Annotated in this window: 24 protein-coding genes; 14 read left to right on the plus strand and 10 right to left on the minus strand. The window is 62.4% G+C overall.

The genetic code is table 11. The features are described 5' to 3' along the window. Positions 1-38 precede the first annotated feature (38 nt). Genes EU556_RS24245 through EU556_RS24260 form a run of 4 tightly spaced genes read right to left on the minus strand, consistent with a single transcriptional unit; the run spans position 39 to position 3,754 of the window. The gene (locus EU556_RS24245) at positions 39-929 is read right to left on the minus strand and encodes an SDR family NAD(P)-dependent oxidoreductase (protein ID WP_135436840.1); all 891 of its coding nucleotides are present in this window, start codon (positions 927-929) and stop codon (positions 39-41) included. Continuing rightward, entirely contained in the window at positions 922-1,920 is a 999-nt protein-coding gene (locus tag EU556_RS24250) for an NAD-dependent epimerase/dehydratase family protein (RefSeq protein WP_135436841.1), read from the minus strand. Before EU556_RS24250 ends, EU556_RS24245 begins: the two co-directional genes overlap by 8 nt. A gap of 2 nt (positions 1,921-1,922) precedes the next feature. Next, on the minus strand, positions 1,923-2,615 hold the full coding sequence (locus tag EU556_RS24255) for a TIGR04283 family arsenosugar biosynthesis glycosyltransferase (protein ID WP_135436842.1): 693 nt from the start codon (positions 2,613-2,615) through the stop codon (positions 1,923-1,925). A 44-nt stretch (positions 2,616-2,659) separates the two neighbouring features. After that, positions 2,660-3,754, minus strand: coding sequence for a BamA/TamA family outer membrane protein (locus EU556_RS24260; protein ID WP_135436843.1), 1,095 nt, complete (start codon positions 3,752-3,754; stop codon positions 2,660-2,662). Between the two features lie 110 nt (positions 3,755-3,864). Here EU556_RS24260 and EU556_RS24265 point away from each other — a divergent pair, with 110 nt between their 5' ends. Beyond that, the gene (locus tag EU556_RS24265) at positions 3,865-4,647 is read left to right on the plus strand and encodes a DUF547 domain-containing protein (protein WP_135436844.1); all 783 of its coding nucleotides are present in this window, start codon (positions 3,865-3,867) and stop codon (positions 4,645-4,647) included. Next, entirely contained in the window at positions 4,637-5,281 is a 645-nt protein-coding gene (locus tag EU556_RS24270) for a DUF6134 family protein (RefSeq protein WP_245327897.1), read from the plus strand. Before EU556_RS24265 ends, EU556_RS24270 begins: the two co-directional genes overlap by 11 nt. Before the next feature lie 187 nt (positions 5,282-5,468). On the opposite strand, the gene EU556_RS26705 is transcribed toward EU556_RS24270, so the two are convergent. The 3 genes from EU556_RS26705 to EU556_RS24275 all read right to left on the minus strand — a co-directional run bounded on the left by EU556_RS26705 (position 5,469) and on the right by EU556_RS24275 (position 6,836). Beyond that, positions 5,469-5,603, minus strand: a complete 135-nt coding sequence (locus EU556_RS26705; RefSeq protein ID WP_262709678.1) for a hypothetical protein — start codon at positions 5,601-5,603, stop codon at positions 5,469-5,471. A 585-nt stretch (positions 5,604-6,188) separates the two neighbouring features. Next, entirely contained in the window at positions 6,189-6,407 is a 219-nt protein-coding gene (locus EU556_RS26890) for a DUF5958 family protein (RefSeq protein WP_394346135.1), read from the minus strand. An 87-nt stretch (positions 6,408-6,494) separates the two neighbouring features. Further along, positions 6,495-6,836 (minus strand): hypothetical protein, encoded by a 342-nt coding sequence (locus EU556_RS24275; protein WP_135436845.1) that lies wholly within the window; start codon positions 6,834-6,836, stop codon positions 6,495-6,497. 258 nt (positions 6,837-7,094) lie between these two features. Here EU556_RS24275 and EU556_RS24280 point away from each other — a divergent pair, with 258 nt between their 5' ends. Genes EU556_RS24280 through EU556_RS24290 form a run of 3 tightly spaced genes read left to right on the plus strand, consistent with a single transcriptional unit; the run spans position 7,095 to position 10,098 of the window. Then, positions 7,095-8,276: a sensor histidine kinase gene (locus EU556_RS24280; protein ID WP_135436846.1), complete on the plus strand. Its 1,182-nt coding sequence runs from the start codon at positions 7,095-7,097 to the stop codon at positions 8,274-8,276. Then, complete coding sequence (locus EU556_RS24285; protein ID WP_135436847.1) at positions 8,273-9,397, plus strand: sensor histidine kinase; 1,125 nt, start codon at positions 8,273-8,275, stop codon at positions 9,395-9,397. Before EU556_RS24280 ends, EU556_RS24285 begins: the two co-directional genes overlap by 4 nt. After that, complete coding sequence (locus tag EU556_RS24290) at positions 9,394-10,098, plus strand: LytR/AlgR family response regulator transcription factor (protein ID WP_135436848.1); 705 nt, start codon at positions 9,394-9,396, stop codon at positions 10,096-10,098. The genes EU556_RS24285 and EU556_RS24290 overlap by 4 nt, the downstream gene beginning before the upstream one ends. Positions 10,099-10,359: 261 nt before the next feature. Here EU556_RS24290 and EU556_RS24295 read toward each other — a convergent pair whose 3' ends face one another. Beyond that, entirely contained in the window at positions 10,360-11,046 is a 687-nt protein-coding gene (locus EU556_RS24295) for a nitrogen regulation protein NR(II) (protein WP_135436849.1), read from the minus strand. Positions 11,047-11,533: 487 nt separating this feature from the next. Between EU556_RS24295 and EU556_RS24300 the strand changes: the two genes are divergently transcribed. The 3 genes from EU556_RS24300 to EU556_RS24310 all read left to right on the plus strand — a co-directional run bounded on the left by EU556_RS24300 (position 11,534) and on the right by EU556_RS24310 (position 13,796). Next, positions 11,534-12,460, plus strand: a complete 927-nt coding sequence (locus EU556_RS24300; RefSeq protein WP_135436850.1) for a helix-turn-helix domain-containing protein — start codon at positions 11,534-11,536, stop codon at positions 12,458-12,460. 185 nt (positions 12,461-12,645) lie between these two features. Next, positions 12,646-13,377, plus strand: coding sequence for an SDR family oxidoreductase (locus EU556_RS24305; protein ID WP_135436851.1), 732 nt, complete (start codon positions 12,646-12,648; stop codon positions 13,375-13,377). Between the two features lie 83 nt (positions 13,378-13,460). After that, a complete protein-coding gene (locus EU556_RS24310; protein ID WP_135436852.1) occupies positions 13,461-13,796 on the plus strand; it encodes a Rossmann-fold NAD(P)-binding domain-containing protein in 336 nt (111 codons plus the stop codon). A 183-nt stretch (positions 13,797-13,979) separates the two neighbouring features. Here EU556_RS24310 and EU556_RS24315 read toward each other — a convergent pair whose 3' ends face one another. Next, positions 13,980-14,585, minus strand: coding sequence for a Crp/Fnr family transcriptional regulator (locus tag EU556_RS24315; RefSeq protein ID WP_135436853.1), 606 nt, complete (start codon positions 14,583-14,585; stop codon positions 13,980-13,982). 241 nt (positions 14,586-14,826) lie between these two features. Here EU556_RS24315 and EU556_RS24320 point away from each other — a divergent pair, with 241 nt between their 5' ends. The 6 genes from EU556_RS24320 to EU556_RS24345 all read left to right on the plus strand — a co-directional run bounded on the left by EU556_RS24320 (position 14,827) and on the right by EU556_RS24345 (position 20,485). Further along, positions 14,827-15,399, plus strand: a complete 573-nt coding sequence (locus EU556_RS24320; protein WP_135436854.1) for a hypothetical protein — start codon at positions 14,827-14,829, stop codon at positions 15,397-15,399. Between the two features lie 139 nt (positions 15,400-15,538). After that, positions 15,539-16,423 (plus strand): SDR family NAD(P)-dependent oxidoreductase, encoded by an 885-nt coding sequence (locus EU556_RS24325; RefSeq protein WP_135436855.1) that lies wholly within the window; start codon positions 15,539-15,541, stop codon positions 16,421-16,423. A 63-nt stretch (positions 16,424-16,486) separates the two neighbouring features. Continuing rightward, the gene (locus tag EU556_RS24330) at positions 16,487-17,416 is read left to right on the plus strand and encodes a helix-turn-helix domain-containing protein (RefSeq protein ID WP_135436856.1); all 930 of its coding nucleotides are present in this window, start codon (positions 16,487-16,489) and stop codon (positions 17,414-17,416) included. Positions 17,417-17,777: 361 nt separating this feature from the next. After that, complete coding sequence (locus EU556_RS24335) at positions 17,778-18,029, plus strand: alkaline phosphatase (RefSeq protein WP_262709683.1); 252 nt, start codon at positions 17,778-17,780, stop codon at positions 18,027-18,029. 112 nt (positions 18,030-18,141) lie between these two features. Then, positions 18,142-18,609 (plus strand): alkaline phosphatase, encoded by a 468-nt coding sequence (locus EU556_RS24340; RefSeq protein WP_135436858.1) that lies wholly within the window; start codon positions 18,142-18,144, stop codon positions 18,607-18,609. Between the two features lie 1,342 nt (positions 18,610-19,951). After that, the gene (locus EU556_RS24345; RefSeq protein ID WP_135436859.1) at positions 19,952-20,485 is read left to right on the plus strand and encodes a BLUF domain-containing protein; all 534 of its coding nucleotides are present in this window, start codon (positions 19,952-19,954) and stop codon (positions 20,483-20,485) included. A gap of 213 nt (positions 20,486-20,698) precedes the next feature. On the opposite strand, the gene EU556_RS24350 is transcribed toward EU556_RS24345, so the two are convergent. Next, positions 20,699-21,076 (minus strand): hypothetical protein, encoded by a 378-nt coding sequence (locus tag EU556_RS24350; protein WP_135436860.1) that lies wholly within the window; start codon positions 21,074-21,076, stop codon positions 20,699-20,701. Positions 21,077-21,354 lie beyond the last annotated feature (278 nt).

Consider the following 21,354-nt stretch of genomic DNA (forward strand, 5'->3'; position numbering starts at 1 on the left):
AGGATGGGTACGTACGAGAAGGCACCGTGAGTAGATTGTCACTCATACCAGTGACGAAAACGGCGGAAGCTGGTGCGGATGAACCAGTCGCCCAAGCGGGGCAAGTACGTGTGCACGAGCAGAATCACCCAGCCCAAGGACGAAATCACCGTGCGTTGCCGGCGGCGGCGGATGTGGCCGAGGATGATGCTGGCCACCTCCCCCTGCGACTTCTGCCAGCGCGGCGGCCGGTAAGCAATGGGCACGGGCTGCCCGCCGGCGTCCAGCACCCGCTTCTCGGGGTCGTTCTGGGTGAAGCCGATGTGCACCACGCCCAGGTGAATGCCGGTGCTGGCCAGCTCCAGCCGCAGGGTGTGCGCCAGGTTGGCCAGGGCGGCCTTACCGGCGCAGTAGGCCGAGCCGCTGGGCATGCCGTTCAGCGCCGAGATGGACGAGATGAACGTGACGCTGCCGCGCGCCTGGGTCAGGGCCGGCAGCGCCGCCATGAGCGGGTACACGGCCCCGTACACGTTGCTGTCGAGCACCTGCCGAAACACCTCCGGCTGCATGTCCACGAAGTAGGCCCGCTGCGAAATGCAGGCGTTGGCCACCAGGATATCCAGCCGCCCGAACGCCTGCAGGGCGGTGTCCACCAGGCGCTGGCAGCTGGCGTAGTCGGTCACGTCGGCCACGCAGCTGACCACGGCGTAGCCCGCGGCTTCGAACGCGGCGCAGGTATGCCGCAGCCGCTCGGGGTTGCGCCCGTTGAGCACCACCGCGGCGCCCTGCTGGCACAGCAGCCGCGCCGTTTCCCGCCCGATGCCCGATTCGGAGCCGGTCACCAGCGCGACCTGCCCCGTGAATACGCCCGGCCGGCGGGCCGGTGGCGCCTGGCCCAGTACCGGGGCGGGGGCGCGGCCGGCGTTAGGGGAGGAGGTATGGTCAGACATAGCGGTGCGTTTTAAACCAGTCGTACGCGTCGGCGACGGCCTGCGCGATGGGCGTTTGGGGCAGGCCCAGCTCGGCCCGCGCCTTGGCCGCGTCGAAGTAATGCCCGTCGGCCGCCACCGCCACCATGGCCGGGTTCAGCCGGCCGGGGCGGCCCGTGAGCCGGGCGCCGAGTGCGCTGGCGGTGCCGTACAGCCGGGCCAGGGGCGTCGGGATGGGCCAGCGCGGTGCGGGCACGTGCAGCACTTCGGCCATCAGCCGGAAGGCGTCGCGGTAGCTCAGATTCTGGTGGCCTAGCACGTAGGATTCGCCCACGCGGCCCTGCGTCAGGGCATTGACGGCCGCCACGGCCACGTCGTGTACGTGCACGTAGTTCTTGCCGCCGGCCGGGTAGCCGGGCACCCGGCCGCGCAGCAGCTCCAGCAGCAGGGCGTTGGAGGTAGGCTTCGCGTCGCCGGGGCCGAGCATGAAGGTGGGGTGCACCAGCACCGCCGGCAGCCGCCACTCGCGCACGGCTTGCTCCACCAGCGCGGTGGCGGCGCGCTTGCTGTCCATGTAATCTAGGCCGTAGCGCCGGCCGGCGAAGGGATGGGTTTCGTCGCCGGGCCGAGCCAGGGGACCGAAGCCGAAGACGTTGGCCGTGCCCACGTACACGAAGCGCTGCACCGCGGCCTGCCGGGCCAGCCGCAGCACGGTGTCGGTGCCGCCGTAGTTCACATCCCACACCGCCGGGTCGCGCGCCGGGTTTACCTGCGCCAGCGCGGCCGCGTGGACGATGCCCCAGCACCCCTCGGCTAGGTGGGCGACCGTTTCGGGCCGGCAGACGTCGCCCACCACGCACTCGACCTCGGCGGGAAAGGCTGGCTCGCCCACGGCGCCCGTCAGCGGCCGGCGCAGCAGGGCGCGCACGGCGTAGCCCTGCTGCCGGAGCTGCTGCACGAGGTGGCGGCCCAAGAAGCCGCCGGCACCGGTGACGAGTACGCGCCTGGTCATGCTTAGCGGTAGTTGAGCAGGGCCTTGTAGGTGCGCGCGATACGCGGGGGCGGCACTCGCAGGAAGAACATCGAGAAAGCCGTCAGATTCGCCAGCTGCACCCGCAGCCAGCTGTTGGTTTCGTACTTGCGGGCCGACACCACCACGTCCTGGGGTACGACCAGGAACGCGGCTCTCTGGCGAATGCGCCGGATCATGTCGAAGTCCTCCATGATGCAGTAGTGCTCGTCGAAGCCGCCCAGCTGCTCGAACAGCGCGCGCGTGATGAACAGGGTCTGGTCGCCGCCGCGGCTCATCAGGCCCTGAAAGCGGGTCCCGTAGCTGTTGAGGCGCAGCAGCGGGTGCCGGGAATCGAAGCGGAAGCGGTAGCAGCCGGCCGGGTACCCGTCGCGCACGGCCCGCCGGACGGTGGTAACGTAGCCGGGATGGATCCGCACGTCGGCGTGGACGAAGTAGAGGATGTCGCCGGCCGCGTGCCGGGCGCCGTGGTTCATCTGGCTGGCCCGGCCGGGCTTGGGCGCGAGCAGCACCGTGGCGCCGGCCTGGCGCGCCGCGTCGGCGGTGCCGTCGGGGCTGCCGGCGTCGACGACGATGATTTCCACGTCGTGCCCGGGGTCGTGCCGGCGCAGCTCCTGCACCAGCCGGGCAATGTTATCGGCTTCGTGGTAAGTGGGAATGATGACGCTGATGTGCATAGCGGGGAAGGCGGGCGGGAGAACGGTTGGGGTTCGGAAGATGGTTAAAAAGCTTCGCCGATGGTGAGGTAGAAGCCACTGGAATTGCGGCCCAGGCCGTAGTCAATGCGCAGGTTCAGGTGGTCGCGGCGGTTGACGGTGAAGCGCAGCCCGGCGCCGTAGGCGGCTTTAGGCGCATCCAGGCGGAGCAGCTGCTGCGCATCACCCAGCACGCCCACCCCGCCGAAGACCACGGCCCCCAGGCGCTTGTAGACCGGCAGCCGCAGCTCCGACTGCAGCCCGGCCGCGTTCTGATCGCGGTAGCGGCCCTCGTAGTAGCCGCGCAGGCGCCGGGTGCCGCCCAGCAGCGAGAGGGCATTAAAGGGCGCGGTGCCGGCCGTGTAGCTCACGAAGTAGTTCAGGGCCAGCACGGTGCGCGGCGCGAGGCGGTGGTAGGATGACACGTCGGCGGAAAGGCGGCTGAAGCGCGTGGTTTCGCCGCCCGCCCCGGCGCCCGCGGCCCGGTTGCGGGGCAGGTAGGTCACGTCGGCCACCACGCCCCGCGTGGGGAAGAACACCCGGTCGCGGGCGTCGAAGAACAGGCCCAGCCCGCCACCCGTGAGCCGGCTGCCCCGCCCGCCGGGCACCAGGCCGCTGGCCAGCTCGCCGGCCGGCACCACGTGGGTGACGTCGTAGTCCTCGTACTGGTAGCGCAGGCCGGCGTACAGCTGGCCGCGCCGCCAGCCGGGCACGATGCGGCGGAACGCGTTGACGCGGATGCGGGGGAAATGCACGCCGTACAGCTCTTTCGCCGCCGCCCGCTCGCCCACGCCGAAGAAGTAGTAGCTGTAGCGGTAGTAGCCGGCCTCGCCGTAGGCGTAGTAGCGGTTGTGGTCGTAGAACAGTTGGAACGGCAGGTACACGAGCAGCTGCCGGTTCTGGGTGTAGGCCACGCCGAAGGTGAGCTGCGAAGGACGGGCCGTGCTGTCGCCCGCGTCGCGGCGGAAGCGCAGCGTGGCCGTGGCCGCCGCGCCAAACGCCAGCCTCGTTTCGGGGGTGTAGTACACCACCGGCAGCGGAAACACGGACACGCGTTTGGGTACGCTGTCGGGGGGCGTATGCCAGCTGGAAAGGCCAAGCAGCGTAGTGGTCAGAAGCATGCGGCGTAGAAGCGTTTGTACTCTTACGAAACTGCCCGGCTTGGAAGATTGCCCCGGCGGCAATCTTTTGCGGGCGTTGTTTTCGTACATGGGTACTCAGCCGTACCATTATGCGCCGAATTATTCTGACCCTCCTGCTGGCAAGCGCCGTGGGCGCCCCGCTGGCAGCCTTCGTGGCGCCTACCCCCGGCCCGGCGCCGACCACGGTCGCCGCTTCAATCGACCACGGGGCCTACGACCGAATGCTCAAAAAATACGTCAACGATAAAGGGCTCGTCGACTACAAAGCGTGGAAAGGCAACCAGCAGGAGCTGAACCAATACCTCGACCTGCTGAGTAAAAATCCGCCGGCCGCCAGCTGGAGCCAGGCCGAGCAGATGGCCTATTGGATCAACGCCTACAACGCCTACACCATCAAGCTGATCCTGAACCACTACCCGGTGGAGAGCATCAAGGACATCGGCTCCAAGATCAAAATCCCCTTCGTGACCACGCCCTGGGCGGCCGAGTTCTTCCGCATCGGCGGCAAGAAAATGAGCCTCGACGACATCGAGCACGGCACGCTGCGCAAGCAGTACGGCGACCCGCGCATCCACTTCGCCTTGGTGTGCGCTTCGATTTCCTGTCCGCGCCTGCGCAACGAAGCCTACACGGCCGCCAAGCTCAACCAGCAGCTCGACGACCAGGGCCGCGACTTCCTAAACAGTCCGGCCAAGAACAAGGTGGGCAAGGAAAGCGCGCAGCTTTCCAAGTACTTCGATTGGTACAAGGGCGACTGGAGCAAGAACGGGCAGTCGGTAACCAAGTGGGTCCACAAGTACGCGTCCACGCCGATGGCGCCCACGGCCAAGATTACTTACCTTGACTACAATTGGAAGCTCAATGAGCAGTAAGCGAAGGCACGCGTTGTGCTTTCTGCTGGCCCTGCTTCTGGTACTGCATTCCGGCGCCGCACCGGCCCAGTCAACGAGTACTAAGCTTGTACCGGAAGAAATCCGGCGCTATACCATCGAGGTGGCCGGCGTGCGGGTAGGCACGATGACGGCTACCCGCCAGCCGCTGAGCAGCACCGACGTGCGCTTTACCCTGGTGAGCGACGTGCAGGTCAACTTCCTGGTATACCACCTGAAGGTGTACTACAAGGTCATCAATCAGGTGCGCAACGGGCAACTGCTGCTCTCCACCGTGGAAGCGCACACCAACCAGGGCGACTTTTCCTCGCGTACCGAGTGGAAGGGCGGCCATTACGACATCGTCGCCAACCAGTACAAGCACCAGTACCGGGGCACCGAAACCCAGCCCATTACCTACACCGTGACGGATATGTTCTTCGGTGAGCCCCGGGGGCAGCAACGCGCCTTCGCCGAATACTTCGGTGACTATTTTCAAGTGCAACCCGTGCGGTCTGCCCGCTACCACGCCCGGCGCGACGGCCGGGAAGACGAGTACCAATATGCCAACGGACAACTGGTGACTATCATCAAGAAGAACCCGTTGAAGAACTTCATCATTCGGCAGTTGCCGTAGCCTGGGCAAGTGCTTTGGCGCGCCCCTGCGAGAGAAAACCTAGCAGGGGGCTCAACTCCCGGACTTGCGGCGCGCTACGGACCGTGTTGTGGCCGCTCACTCGATAGCTTATCCCGCGCCATGACTGGCTAAAGCTGATTTGCACAGCTAAACCACCGTTTGGCTGAACAAGCGCCAGTTGCAGCGGTTACTGAGTGATGCGGGTCGTTGACCCTACAAATGCCTTGCTGCGGATATAATACGTGGTGGTGTCACCCAAGCCCTGGGTGGGGCTTAGGGCCAGGTTAACCGCTATCCAGTCGGGGGGATAGGATTTGCGCACGATGACAAAAAGTCCTCTGTTCAGTTCCCCTGCGACCGGATGGCGGCTGGAGTCGCTCAGGTGCCGGCAGAGGTAGGTCGGCTTGGTCAATTCCGTAATGCGGACGTTAAGCATGCCGGTTAGTGCCTCTTCAATAGTAGGTCTTAGCAGTGGGATGGCTTGTTTGGCGGAGAGGGCGCTTATGGGAGTTGGTTTGCCAATTTGGCCCCCAGAGGCAAGTGGCAGAAGCCACGTGAGGAGGAGGAAGCGCAGAGCCATGTAACAAGAGCGAGAGCAAGAGCAAGAGAGACAGGTGGTAAGTTAAAGTTAATTGTTGCCGACTACACTTGGGTTACCACCTAAACGTACACGCTTTTCATGGTTTTGCTCAACAATCGAGGTAAGCAAGCGCCTAGGCTCTACGCTGAAGCTGGTGTCTAGTACTTCTAAAGCAAACTGGTTGGTTCACATAAATGGGAAATTATGTAAGGGAGGACGCGGCCTACACCCTACTTTTTGGCTCCACCTTTCGGCAATGATTCGGCCCCGACCAAATCAACTTCGGTAGGAGCTGAACAGGTATACCTTGCTGACCGGGCAACCTGCTCATGCCGGTAGGTGATACCACGCGGGGTGGCAACCAGCGCGGCAGTCGGTTTCTCTTCGTCGGGTGTCGGCCACTTGGAAAACGTGCAGCAGTTCGTGGAAGGGTTGTGCTATTCGTTCCCAAGCAGGGCCGTCACCTTCCGTCGTACCAGGGCAAATGGAGGTATCCTGAACAGCACTACGGGTGTCAGGGGTGGGTAAACCGCATGGCCCCCGCACGCAGGCTCTTTCCGCGCGGCGCCGGCCGTAGGCCGGCTCTGCTGCTTTGCTTAGCAAGCAAGCACGCCACTTGCGCGGCCTCGTGCTTCAGCGCACGGCGTATCCACGCTGGATGCGGCGGTTCTGGCCGAGTTGCGTGGCCAGGTGGGTGCGGCTGCCGGGGGCACGCAGCACCTGGACTAGGGCTGTATTGAGCAGCCGGGCAGTGCGACGGCACAGCGGGGTGCCTTTGCTGATATCGAGGCAGAGGTTGTCAAGTCGTTCCTCGTGCAGCAACTCGTCCTTCTCATTGTAGAAGCGCACGAGGGTGTAGTCGCGGGTGGTAAGGTTGGTTTCCAGGTTCCAGTAGCCGCCTTGCGGGGCTTGCTGTGCGTATAGCAAGGCGGGAAACAGCAGGCCCCAGAAGGCGGTGAGTAGAAGCGTTTTCATGGCGGGAGGTGAACTAATGGTGAAACACGGGGTAGGGGCTAGGCGCTACCTGAGGTAAAGATGGCCCGCTCGATCAGCCCGCGCTGGCTTATTCGGCCGGCGACGTACGCGTCGGGAAGTACGGTAGCCGTTGGTCGCTGAACGGCCGGTTCTGTGGTTGGTCGACAAGGCATTGACGTTGGTCTATATTCCAGATAGCTAGTGGTTTACCTGCTTCGAAATCGGTATATTCAGCTGGGCTCAACGCAGACGGGAGGTATGGCTCAGGTACTAACACACACGCTGCGGCAGGTGCTGCGGGCGATAGACGAGCGGCGCGGCCTGCGCCATGCGCTGTTCTGGCTGGTCATTGGGCTGCTGGAGGCCGCGTTGCTGCGCTATAAATGCGTATTTATCGATCACCTGGGGCTGGCCCTGCTGTATGCACTGCTGGTGCTCGGTACATTCGGGCCGGCCACCTACGCGCTGCTCTACGGGGTGCTGCCCGAACTCTGGGGCGAGCCGCCCCGCTACGGCCGCCTACTAATCCGGGCGCTAGGGTGGTGGGGTGCAACGTCCGTGCTGTCCTATGCCGGGTGGGCCTGGGGGCTGCTGCCGCTGCGGGCGGCAATGGCGGCTGGCCCCCCGGATGCGCAGCTGGCGTTGTCGCCGGCGCTGCACCTGCCCCTGCTCCTGACGGCTGGAGTCGCCGCCGGGTTGTGGGGCTACCGCCGGTGGCGCCGCAAGGAGTTGGCCAATGAACAGCTCCAGCAGGAAAACTCCCGGGCGGAGCTACAGCTGCTGCAAGCCCAGATCCACCCGCATTTTCTCTTCAACACGCTCAATAACCTCTACGCCCTCACGCTACGGCAGTCGCAGGAGGCGCCGCGGGTGGTGGAGCGGCTGCGGGCGCTGCTGCATTTCGTGGTAGAGCAGGGCCACGCGCCGCTGGTGAGCCTGCGCGCCGAGCTGGCCCTGCTACGCAATTACGTCGCCCTGGAGCAGTTGCGCTACGGCCCCCGCCTGACGGTGGTGTTCAACGCCGCCGTCATGCCACCCCGGGCGGGCATTGCGCCGCTGCTGCTACTGCCGCTGGTCGAAAACGCCTTCAAGCACGGCTCCGCCGAGCAGGTGGGGGCCGCCCGCATCGTCATTCAGCTGGGCCTGGCCCCCGGCACCCTCACCTGCACCATCTTCAACTCGAAAACTACGGATGCCCCCGCTGGAACCGGCGGAATTGGCTTGCACAACGTGCGGCAGCGCCTGCAGCTGCTGTACCCCGGGCAGCACCACCTCGAAGTGCAGGTGCTGCCCGATTCGTTTCGCGTGCAGCTGCGCCTGCGCTTGCGAGAAGTGGACGGGGCCGCCCGGCCGCCCCGCCGGCGGGCTGGGCAGGGGGCGGGCCGGCCCCTTCGGCGCGCCCGGTTGCCGGCCGCCGCTAGCAACCGGATGCCCGCATGAGCGGCGCGCTACGATACCGGGTGGTCCGGCACGGGCTGTTCTGGGTGGCGGTGCTGGCCTTGTCCCTGATCCTGCAGCTGCCCGCGCACTGGGGCAACGGCACCGGGCTGTACGTCATTGGCTTGTTTTTTAACCAGCTGCCAGCTTCCATGCTGGTCACGTATCCGCTGCTGTACTGGCTGCTGCCCCGGCTGATGCGGCAGCGCCAGATCCTGGCGTTTGGGCTGCTGCTGGCCGCCTGGGGAGCCGCCTGCGCCCTGCTGACGGTGCTGACGGTCATCTGGTTTGATGTTGTGGTGATGCCGAGGCTATTTCACGCCCCCATTGATCGGGCAGTTCACCAGGGCCGCAGCTACTGGCACTTAAACTACACCTTCTTCATTACCCTGCTGACGGCCGGCATTGCCGTGACGGTGAAAATTGCCCGCCAGTGGGAGACCCAGCGCCGCCAGCGCCAGCAATTGGAACAACAGCGGCTGCAGACCGAGCTGCAGCTGCTGAAGGCCCAGCTGCAGCCGGCGTTCCTGTTCGGTACGCTCCGGTCGCTGCAGCGTCTCACGGCTGCCAAGGCGCCGGAGGCGCCGGGGGCGGTGCTGCACCTAGCCGAACTGCTGCGCTACATGCTCTACGAAAGTCCCCGCGACTCGGTGCCGCTGGCCGACGAAGTAGCTATGATGCAGCGCTACGTGGCGCTGGAGCAGCTCCGACTGGGCCACCGCGTGGAGGTGTCGCTCAACTTCAGCGGCGCGTTGGCGGAGTACGTCATCGAGCCGCTGCTGCTGCTGCCATTCCTGGAACACGCGTTTCGGCACGGAACCGCCGCCGCCCTGGACTGCGCTTGGATCAGCATCGACCTGGTAGTGTGCCCCTCTCGGCTCGAACTCAAAGTTATCCATAGCCAGCTACCCGGTGCGGCGGACTGGACAGAGGACGCGAGCCTGTGCCGCGTGCGCCAGCGGCTGGAGCACCACTACGCCGGACGCTACCAGTTGCTGGTAGTGCCGGAACCCGATACCCTCCTGATTATCCTGCACCTGCCGCTCGCGGCGCGGGCCCAGCTGGCTGGGGGCCGGCTGGGCCCGACGGCGACCGAAGCTGCGCTTCAACCGCAACTCCCATGAACCTCACGTGTCTGCTGGTCGACGACGAGCCGCCAGCCCTGGAAGTCCTGACCGCTTACGTGCAGGAAGTGGCCCACCTGAAGCTGGTCGGCACCTGCGAAAATGCCTTGCAGGCCTTCGCCGTCCTGCAGCAGCAGCCCGTCGACCTGCTCTTCCTCGACATCAAGATGCCCAAGATGCTGGGCACGGATTTTCTGCGCAGCCTGCCGCACCCGCCACTAGTCATCTTCACCACCGCCTACCGCGACTACGCCTACGAGGGCTTCGAGCTGAACGCGGTGGACTACCTGCTCAAGCCCGTGTCGCTGGAGCGGTTTCTGAAGGCCGTGGCCAAAGCCACCAAAACCGAACCCTCGCCCGTGCCGGTCGAAGCGCCGGCCGGGCCCAACCCCGACGCCTTCCTGTACTTCCGCATCGACCGCAAAATGGTGAAGGTGATGCTCCGCGAAGTGCTGTACGTGGAGGGCCTGAAGGATTACGTGAAGATTCACTGTGCCGTGGGGCCAACCCTGGTGGTCAAGCAAACCATTAACAGCATGGAGGAAAAGCTCTCGGCCAGCAACTTTCTGCGGGTCCACCGCTCCTTTATCGTGGCCCTCGACAAAGTACGCACTTATAGCCCGAGCCACCTGGAAGTAGCCGGGCAGGAAGTTCCTATCGGGCGCATGTACCGCCAGCAGGTCGGTGCGGTGTTCCGGTAAGCGCGGTGGCCCGGTAGAGTACGGGTACTAGTCTTTGCGGCGTGGAGCAATGCTGGAAGCCATAGGGCAGCGTGTCGGGCAGCGCGGCGTAGACCCCGTCGGCCAGTTTGGGCAGGGGGAGTTCCACCTGGATGGCATCCCCGCTGGGCAGGACCGGGGGGCGCGGGATCCGTGGCTGTCACCGCCCAGGCATGCGGATAGGGCAGAAAGGGGCGCTGGGCATATACTTCATCGTGGCCGCCCTGCAAGGAGAGGCTTGACCTAGTTCGAGTCGTGCAAGGGAATCCGAATCCGCACGTACGCCCCGCCGTCCACCACTTCCCGTTTGAGGGGGATCTCGGAGGATTCGAGAAACTCCTCGTCCACCAGGTAGCGAATCAATTGGAGACTCTGCCGGCTGGTCTGTTGCAGCACGGGCAGGAGCTGCCGCAGCTCCGGGTCCGTGGCGGGGTCCAGGCGTTGGTGCAAGACCCCCGCTATGCGATCCACCATGGCAAACCTACTGGCCAAATCATGGGAGAGAATCTCCAGCACCGTGTTTTTCTTGATGCTGAACTTCTGGCTGCTGTCGGCGTGGCGTTTCTGTTCGGTGATTTCGCGCAGCGTGCCGCCCAGCCAGGTCTGGCCGTGCGCATCGTGTTGCCAGTAGGGAACGAGCACAAACCAACGGTCCGGCCCGTCCTCGGAGCGCAGGCACAGGTCGACTTCTTCGCGCAATCGCCCCACTTGCCACAGCTTCCAGTAGTGCTGCCAGACCGGCACCTCCTCGGCGGGCACGCGAGCGAGCAGGGCCGGCAGTTCGTCGTTCACCTGCTCCCCGTGACCGCCGAGGACGTGCTCGTAGGCGGCGTTTACGTACACAATCCGCCGCTCGGTCAGGCTGTACAGGAACTGAATGTGTCCTTGCGCAGCTGCTTGCTGGAGAAAAAACTCGGCCGGCCTCACCATGGCACGAAAATCAACGGAGAAGAAAGCTTTCTATACTGCCGGGGGGGCCAGGGTTGCAACGGTGGAGGTAGACGAACTGGGCCCCGCGTAGCAATGGGTAGCGTACGACCCGGGCTGCGCGGGTACCCCCGGTCACCAAGCTGTGCTGCGCCCAGGGCAGCTACGTGCGTACTGGATACTCTCGCCTGTCGGCTGCTATGCTCGGTTTTCTAAACCGGCATTCGCAAGACAGCGCAGAATCCTTTGATCGAATTGATAACATTCGGTGAACAAACCTTGTCAAACGTGACAAATAGCACTACCTAATAGAATAGCCGGCCAAGAGCATTACCTAGGGGGCACCTAGGCTACTCCATGAGAGGAGTTTAACCTCGGCTAGCCCGTTGCGCTTACGCGCGAGTAGTGCTGCCCACCCAGTAGTAAATCACCCGCTGCTTTGTCCTTCTCGCTTTTGGTTACCACTCCCGCCAGTTCAACTTCGATACCCGTGTTTCATCCTGCTCAGCCCGAACCGACAACTCTTTCCCTAGAATCGACGGCTCTCCCCAGGGAGCGTGCTCCCACGCGGCTCCTCGCTCAGTACCAGGGGGCGCACCTAACCGCTCAGCTACAGATAAAGCCGGCTACCCTAGCGCCCGTGCTCTTGGAGCCGGTGGGACACCCTCAACTTATTGTTCATTTAACCGGCGCTATGCAGCTCACGCTGACGAGGGCGGGGGAGCGGCGGCGCTACCAAAGTCTACCCGGCAGTGTGTACGTGAATACCCCTCAGCAACTGCCGTATGAGCTGGCGTGGCGGGCGCAGGCGGCCGGTACCATTCAAACCATTCAACTCGACTTAGACCAGGAGTTGCTGCAGCAAACGGCGGCGGCGGGCCTCCCGGCCGCGCACGTAGAGCTGCAGGCGGGTCCGTGTATCGAGGCCCCCTTACTCCGGCAATTAGGTTACAGTTTGGCGGCCATGCTGCAAGATCCGGGGGGAGTAGCGCCGCTCTACGGGCAGACGGTGGCGCACATGCTGGCCACCCAGCTCGTGTACCAACACAGTGCGCAGCCGCGCCCGCTGCCAACCAGCCGGGGCAAACTAGCCCCCGAGCGCCTGCGGCAGATTCAGGAGTATGTGCAGAGCGCGTTAGCGGAACCCATTGATTTGACGCAGCTGGCGGCGATTGCCTGTCTGAGTCCATTCCATTTTTGCCGCCTTTTTAAGCAGTCTACCGGCCTAAGTCCCCACCAGTATGTGGTGGCGCAACGCATGCAGCGCGCCCAAGACCTGCTGCAACACAGCCGGTTACCCATCGCGCACGTGGCCCGGGCGGTTGGCTACCACCACGCGGGACATTTTGCCCGGCTCTTTCAGCGGCACTGCGGCGTGCGGCCCACCGAGTGGGGAAAGCCTGCCCCCGGGGCCTGAAGTCAGGGGAGGGGGCCGCAAACCGCACGAATGCGCGCTAGAAGCGCAAGAATGTGCCGGGCATGCGGCGGGCAGGTCCGTAAACCGGGGCGTTATCGGCGGACAACTCTCCGTTGTTGAGACGCCGCTGCCGAGCTGTTTTTAACCTTACCGGGAATATACGCCCTTCCTGCCCCCTTTCCATCATGCAGTTGATCAAGCAAACCGTGCTCCTGACGGGCGCAACTTCCGGCATCGGCCGGCACCTGGCTGGTAAATTACACGAGCTGGGTAACCAAGTTATTGTGTGCGGCCGCCAGCCCGAGCCCTTAGCGGCGCTGGCCACCCAGTACGCTGGGCTCGCCACCTACGTTTGTGATGTGAGCGACCCCACGCACTGTGCGGCCTTTGCGCACTGGGCGACGAGCACCTATCCCCACTTGAACGTGATAATCAATAATGCCGGCGTCATGCAGGTCTTGGACCTGACCCAAGCCGTTGACCTGACCAAAGTAACCACGGAGATAGCTACTAATCTGCTCGCTCCTATTCACCTGATCAGCTTGCTAGCCAGCCACCTGCAACAGCAGCCGGAGGCCGCTATTCTAAATATCACGTCGGGCCTGGCATTTACGCCCTTGGCCTCCGTCCCCGTTTATTCTGCTACGAAGGCGGCCCTGCACGCCTTTACCATGTGCTTGCGGCATCAACTCCGGGCGACGGCGGTCAAGGTCTTTGAAATCATCCCCCCGGCGGTCGAGACCAACTTGGGGCATGCCGACCACTACGACCGGTCAAACGACCATCCGCTGTCGGTCGCGGCATTTGTTGAGGCGATGCTCCAAGTGATCGAAAGCGATACCTATGAAGTGGGAATAGGCGCGGCGGAAGGATTACGCCAGCAACGAGAAGCCCTCTTTCCTCTGCTTAACCCGTAACGACACCCTCGAGCGGGACGTTGTTTCCCTAGCAGCAGGAAGCCACCCCTACTGCGGGGGAAGCAACGTTCCGTTAATCCAGCGTGAACCCGTGCAATATTGGCGTGACTATCGTGGAGCCGGGCGCCACGCACACCAACTTTGGGGCGGCCTTGGTTCATGCCCCGGTGCTGGCGGCTTACGACCAGACGCCTGCCGGCGAGGTGCGCCGTGGCCTGTTCAACGGCAGCTTTCCCATCCCCGGCGATTCCGACAAGATGGCGCTGGCCATACTGGATGCCGCCGACCAGCACCCGGCCCCACTGCGCCTAGCCCTCGGCTCGGATACCTACGCTGACGTGCGGGCGGCGCTAGTAGCCCGCTTGGCAGCTTTGGATGCGCAAAAAGAACTCGCTTTGGCAATGGCGGCCGACAAGTAATCTTGGTTGAGTGCCGCCGGCCACTACCTATCAACAGCGGCGGCTGGGGCCTGAAGGTCAGCCTTTGCCTAACCTAGCGGCAACAGCATGTTGTCGAAGTGCTAGCTGCCCTAAAATCTCTCTTCTTGTAGTCATACACTGACAAACCGCCCTGGACTGCCTACCACGCGCAGTCCAGGCCCCTTACGCTCTGCCTAGCTGAGCACGAATGCGACTGAGCGAAGGGCCCTTGATGCCTAGGTAGGAGGCAATGTGCCCCAGCGAAATGCGATTGGTCACGTTCGGAAACTGCTCCAGGAGCGCTAAATAACGCTGTTCCGCCGTCTGAAACAGCATGGACTCCGCCTTGGCCTGCTGCAGGATGAGATACTGCTCGGCCAGCAGACGGCCGAACCGTTCCCAGCCGTGGGATTGCGCGTAGAGCGTATGCAACTGGCCCACACTGATCACCAGCAGCTCGGCCTCTTCCAGCGCGGCAATGTAGTAGGGACATGCCTCTTGGGTAAGCAGGCTTTTCAAGGAGGTCAAAAAGGTGCCCTCGGGCACAAACGCCACATTGTGTTCCTGCTCAGTCACGGGGTCCACGTAGTACACGCGGAACAGGCCGTGCACGATAAAGCCAACGTACTGGCACACGGCGTTGCGAAAGTTGAAAAACTCGTTGCGCTGTATAGTGCGGAGCGTCCAGTGGTCTTCGGCCAGACGCAGGTCGTCTTCGGAAAGGTGAGCGAAGGCCTGCAGTTGCTGCTGCAGGAGCTGGCGAGGCGAGAAGGTCGGCAAGGACAGCATGGCACAAGTAGGTTAAAAAGAAGCGGGTACCCTAGTCGTTGCACCCTCTGGCTGTTCGATACAGCGTAACAGAACCACTACTTCTGCCCGGTACGAGCAAGGGCGGAGGGCACTAAGGGAGAAAACCAAGAACCGCAGGGCAGAACGAAAGTACCGAGCCGTCGGCACTTTTTAACCTAGGTGAAAAACCAGGTGGGTGGACGGCGGGACCTTTGACCCATCATTCACTTCACTGGATCCCATGTCTATTTCATCCACCTCCATTAGCCCAGCGCCCGCTCAGACCGCTCACGCGTTGCGCACGCTGTACTTGGTGCGCGCCGCTTTCTCCGTGGTCTGGGTTTGCCTAGTTTTTCTGTTGGTCCACTCTTCGCCTACCCTCACGGCTGCCTTATTGTTATTATACCCCGCCTGGGACGTACTGGGCACCTTCGGGGACGTTCGCGCTACCCGCGGCACTGGGGAAACGCGGCGGCCACAATACGTGAACATCGTCGTGGGCAGCCTCACGACCGTAGCCGTCGGCCTCGCCCTGCGTCAGGGCATTCCGGCAGTACTCGTGGTGTTTGGCATATGGGCCGTGTTAACGGGACTCATTCAGCTGCTGCTCGGCTTGCGGCGGCGACAGCTAGGGGGGCAGTGGCCCATGATCCTGAGCGGGGGGCAGTCGATTTTGGCCGGAGTGCTATTTGTAATCCAGGCGCACGACCCCACCAAGGGGGTGACTACGGTAGCCGCTTACTCGGCGGTTGGGGCCTTCTATTTTCTGCTCGCAGCGCTGCGTATGCGCAAAGCAAGTCATCCAGCTCACTAAGAGGTGGGCGCTGATAACGCGCCCCGGGACCTTGGGCGGGTACGCCCGCTTCATTTACGCTACAACGTTCCGCAATCCGGCTACAAACGGGCGGCGGCAGGGTCTGAGCTTTGCAGTGGTCACTAACATACCACTGCTTATGACACTTAAATCACACCCCGCCGCAGAAAACGGCCCGGCGCCCGCCGCGGGCGCCCTCAGCAAAATCTGGTTTATCACAGGGGCTTCCCGCGGCTTTGGCCGCGTCTGGGTGGAAGCCGCCTTGCAACGCGGCGACCAAGTAGCCGCGACTGCGCGCCAGCTGGGCAGCATCCAGGATTTGACGGAGAAGTACGGGGCCAACGTGCTGACGCTGGAACTCGACGTAACCAACCCCGCGCAGGTAAGGACGGCCGTGGCGCAGGCTCATGCGCACTTCGGCCGGCTCGACATTGTGCTCAACAACGCCGGGTACTCCCTGGTCGGAGCCATTGAAGAAGCCAGCCTCGACGAAATCCGGGCCATGTACGAAACCAATGTATACGGCCCCGTTTCAGTCATTCAGGCCGCCCTGCCGCTTTTGCGCGCCCAGGGCAGCGGCCACATTCTGGGCACTTCGAGCAACTTGGGACACGTCACGTTGCCAGTCATCGGCTATTACTGCTCCTCCAAGTGGGCCTTCGAAGCCATCCACGAAAGCCTGGCCGCCGAGGTAGCCCCGTTTGGCATCAAGGTTACTATTATCGAGCCCGGGGCCTACGCCACCGAGTTTGGCAGCCCCGAGTCGCTGCGATTCGCCACCGGCCTGGAGCCGTACACCGACTATAAGAACGACTTCTTCGCGGGCTTGCGCAGCATGGAACGAGGGGACCCAGCCGCCACGCCGGCGGCTCTTTTTGCCGTCGTCGACGCCGAGCAGCCGCCGTTGCGCCTGTTCCTGGGCGCTCACAACCTGCCCTCGGTGCGTACTGCCTACACCGAGCGGCTGGCCACCTGGGAGGCCTGGGAGGGCGTGGCCCAGGCCGCCCAGGGCCACGCCCACTAAACCACTTGAGCAGCCGGTAGTTTAGCTTAACTACCGGCTGTTTTTGGTACTGCACGAAGAGAAATGAAAAAGCAAGAAAACGCCCCGCTTCGGTTTGCTTCCTTGTCCGATGCCCACCGCGCCCTGGGCTTGCCCAAGCCCTCGCATCCGCTGATCAGCCTGGTAAACAGCGCCACCGCGCCGGCTCCGGGCGTCCGGCCGGAGCAATTCCACGTGCTGAGCTTCTACAAAATATCCTACCGGCCCAAGCTAAGCGGCAAGCTTCGGTACGGGCAGGGCTACTACGACTTCGACGAAGGCGGCCTGCTGTTTGCTGCGCCGAACCAGATTATTGGCGGCGCCCAGGAACCCGGCGAGGGGGCGTGCTCCCTGTACACCTTGTTGATTCATCCGGATTTTTTGGCCCCTTACCCCCTGGCTAAAAAGATACGGCACTACGGCTTTTTTACGTACTCGGCCAATGAGGCGCTGCACGTGTCGGAAAAGGAGAAGGAACTGCTGCTGGCCCTGTTTGGAACGATAGAAGAGGAGCTGGCCAGCCGCCTGGATGAATTCAGCCAGGACGTGGTTATTGCCCAGCTCGAATTGCTGCTCACGTACGCTAACCGGTTTTACAAGCGCCAGTTTCTGACCCGCAAAGCCGTGCACAGCGACCTGCTCCAACAGCTGGAAGAAATCTTGGCGGATTGCTTCAGCAGCGAGGACCTGCCCAGCCGGGGCATTCCCACGGTCCAGTATCTGGCCCAGCGGCTGCACGTGTCGCCCAGCTACCTGAGCGACATGCTCCGCACCCTCACCGGGCAAAGCGCCCAGCAGCATATCCACGACAAACTTATCGAGCAAGCCAAGGAAAAGCTGGCTACCACGGCGTTGTCGGTGAGCGAAGTGGCCTACGCGCTGGGCTTCGAGCACCCGCAATCCTTCAGCCGGTTTTTCAAAACGAAGACGGCTCTTTCGCCGCTGGCGTTCCGGCAGTCTTTCCACCATAACTAAACGGCTTGGCCTGCGGCCCCAGCCAAGCACAGCCTCAAGGGATAGAGCTGAAAAATTCCTGCCGGACCAGAGCAGGACCCCTGGGGCCGGATAGCGTGTGCGCTGCCCGGAGCACGCCGCAGGCCAAGGCAGTTTTGGAACCGCCGACCTGGCTCAGTTGGGTCGTTAAATTGGCATCGAGTAATAATTAGATAATTTATAGAGAACACTAGCCCAACAAGTGACCTATTCCTTTGTGCCGCGCAAAAGAACTTTTCCTCCGCCAGTCAGCCGCCGCTTCACCGTGGCTGTCGGAGGCCTAGCAAACTGCTAAAAAACCCGCTGCCCACCCTCTCCTGCGAGTATTTCGCCCACTCCCAGCCTGTTCAAGGCCGCTACCGGCCACAAAACCTACAACGGCGCCATCAATATGGACTCGCTGGGGCATTCGTTTCACTCCATTATGTGGGATGCGCGCGAGCAGGGCAAATCCACCGGTTTGGTAGTAGCCTGCGAGCTGCCCGATGCCACGCCCGCCTGCTTCGCCGTGAACCATACCAACCGCCAGGACCTGGAAGTTATTGCCCGAAAGTACCTCGACGCCCCATGGACTTCATGTACGGGGGCGGGCTGAAGTTCTTTACTCAGCGCCAGGACCAGGCAGATCTGCTGGCCCAGTGGCGCGCCAAGGGCTACCAGGTAACCACTCCCCCCAGTAGGCCCGCAACCTAACCAGCCCTAAAGCCGTGGCTTTACTGGCCGACAACGGCCCGGCCCGTATGCCCGCTCGGACCGCCGCCTACATGAAGCTGGGGTTTGACAAAGCCCTGGAGCTGCTCGGCAAAAACAAAAACGGCTTTTTCCTGATGGTAGAAGGCTCCCAGATTGATGATGCCGGCCACTTCAACGACACCTCCTACAACGTGCAAGAGGTCCTGGACTTCGACCAGCAGGTAGGCAAGGCCCTCCGGTTCGCGGCCCAGAACGGGGAAACCCTGGTAGTCGTTACGGCCGACCACGAAACCGGCGGCTACAGCGTGGTGGGCGGAAGCAGCCAGACCGGCAAGCTCGTCGGCCGCTTCACCACAACCCACCATTCGGCGGTGGTGGTGCCCGTCTTTGCCTATGGTACTGGCAGCGAGCTGTTCACGGGCATGTACCAGAATACGGAAATCTACCAGCGGATCAAACAGGCCATGGCTAAGTACAACTGAGGCTGTGCCCAGGGACACTTGCTCCGCCATGGCCGGCTCCCAGCGTAGGACTCCGCCGCGGCTACCCGGCGGAGCACCGCACTTACCTGCCGGGGCCGCAGCAACGTTCAATAATAGTTGCAGAAGTCGCGTCGGTGGGTCTGGCTGGCTACTTTCGCCCGGCCAGAAAAAGCATGCCTCGCCCCAACAAAGTCTAGGGGACCGGGCTGGCTCTGTAGCGCCGCCTAGTTTCCCCCTGGGGCGGCAAGGTAACCTCCCCAACTATATAGCTAGTGACAGCCTTGGTAAGCAGGCGGGGGCTATCTTGCCTATTTCGGTAGCGTATCTGGGTTTAGATTGCTACCTGCGCCTGTCCAGCTGTCGCTCACATTCGACTGCCGCCTACCGCGTCCGGTAGGCAAGACGAACGTCCCGGCGGTAGTACGCGGTAGTGGCCTCAGCCAGCTCGACTGTAGTACCCGCTAACCCGGACACCTTCCCAGTGGACTCACCCCCTCACATCACCTGGCTGCAGTTGGGTCGTCCACCCTGTTACCCGAAGACCGCGGACCTGATCAGCCTCCCTGCAGCGAAGCGTCAGGGAATGAAAGTAGTTCATCGGCTGACATTCAGTTGAAATGAACGCCGGTTGCTGCCGCTAAACCAGGAGTAAAATACGCTTGGTGCCAGATCAAAGCAGACTGGAATAAGCAGCGGACCAGCTGGGCGCAATGCATTTTCAGCCTGCGCTTCTCCGTACCTAGCATCAACCAACCGATCTGCTCGGGCACAAAACGAGATCTAGCCCCCTGTTTAGCTAGGTGGTCCCAGTCAGGGCAAATAATACTCTGGAATGCGGGTTCACGCGGCGGCCAAGCTTGCAAAAACCTGGATTCCCATTGCGGCGGCCCTGGCCCGACCCAGATCGGCGGCAGAGGCAAGGAGCTGTTTTTCGGGCGAGTTGATCGGCGGCGTGATGAGTGACGAGTCCGGTGGTGAGCGTGATTTTATAGAAGTCTTTGCGGCTACAAACACTCAACAGCGTCAGGAAAGAGATAAAGTCTTCGAGCCGCCATACGCACAAGGGCCGGGTGCACCCTGCTGCAAGACCGCCAGAGCACAAGCTGATAACAGGGTCTTTCCGGGTAGTAAGTAGCTGGCATGAAATTCTTACGCGTTGTTTAAATCGTTTCAACCGGCTACTTAAGGTGTTTGACTAGTGAACAATCCTATTTGTCGAGCAAAATAAGCTTAACACTGTATCCCATAGCGTTCAGCACCCGTACCTTCGGTGTCGGGAAGGCAGGGGCTGACTCGTGGCTGTTTCGACTGGATTCGTTCAGGTTACATTAACTTATTTCTCATGCATGCGTCGTTGCTGGAACGACTGGATGCGGACGATCTGTCCGTCCCACAGGTGTCTGCCCATAAAGAGTCCCCGAGTCAGGCGCAGCCCGGGGTGCACCCCACCGCCGTTTTGCCTGATGACACCTATTATCTGCTGTATCGCAGCCACGCCGCTCGGGGCACCCACCTGCAGCAGGTGCTCGCGTTACTGGAGCACGCCCAGGTCCACAACCTGCAAGCCGGCATTACGGGGCTACTGTGTTACTGCGACGGGCTGTTCGTGCAGTTACTAGAAGGCAGCACCGCCGCCGTGCAGGAACTGTACGCAAAAATTGAGTGCGACCCCCGCCACCAGGGCGTCACCATCCTGCGTACGGGCCTCGCTGCGCACCGCTGCTTTGCGCAGCGGAGTATGGCCTTTACGGAGGCCTCTCCTTTGGAATATTACTGGCTGATTCATCAGTTCCACACGCATCCTAGTCCGCCCGCGACCCCACAGCAGCTTATCCGCAACCCATGGCTGCTCGCCTTGCTAACGGCCTTCCTGTAGCTGATATGTCTCTGAACCTGGCAACGAATGCTGTACGTCGTGGTTTGTACAACAGGCCCCTTATTCGCTGCGGCAAGTGCGGCCTATTGCGAATTGGCGCGCACGGGAAGCCACGTAAAACGATTTATATCCTGTGGATTACCAGCCAACTTTGGCTGAAAAGCTGAAGCCCCCAGGTTGTGGCGACCTGGGGGCTTCAGGAAGTGAGGGGGGCTAGCACCGTCGTGCGAAAACGAAACGGGCCGCTGAAAGCAGTTGATTTCGCATCTGCTTAAAACTGTGTAAGGCAACCTTAGGAACGGTAATCCGAGCAGTGGTCTCCTGCGGCGGCACAGAGTGAATGGCTACGCCGGCCACCGCTAGTTGCTGCTGCAGGAGCAGTTGCACCATCAGCCCGCCAAAGGAGTGCACAATTAGAATTGGCCTTTCGGGAAGTAGGCGAATAAAGGCCGCGTACGACTCCGTGACGCTGGCTAAGCTGTTGTGGGCAATGGGCGAGTAGGGATGCCCTTGGCGCAACACCGCCGGGCTCCCTTCCTTGTGCGGGTGGGCCGGGGCGTGGTAGGCGTACCCCTTGCTTTCAAAATACACCTTCCATGCAGCCCAGCACTAGTGGCTGACAAATGCCCCGGTGACGAAGACTATGGTTTTGCCCGGGTCGTTTCGCATACTAGAACCATTTAGGAGTGAACGAGCCACAAACATCGTTGCCGTCGCGAGGCACCAAGCCGGGAGAACGGGGCCCTAGTCGGCAGAAAAAATAGCCGCTCCCTAGACTATGCTTACCGGGTGCCCAGCTCCGGAGGGGACTTACCGTGCCCCTGTCGTTAACGGGAGGGGCTTGACTTATTTTCCAGGTCTGGGCACTA

The sequence above is a fragment of the Hymenobacter fodinae genome, from assembly GCF_004745825.1.
GTDB lineage: Bacteria > Bacteroidota > Bacteroidia > Cytophagales > Hymenobacteraceae > Hymenobacter > Hymenobacter fodinae.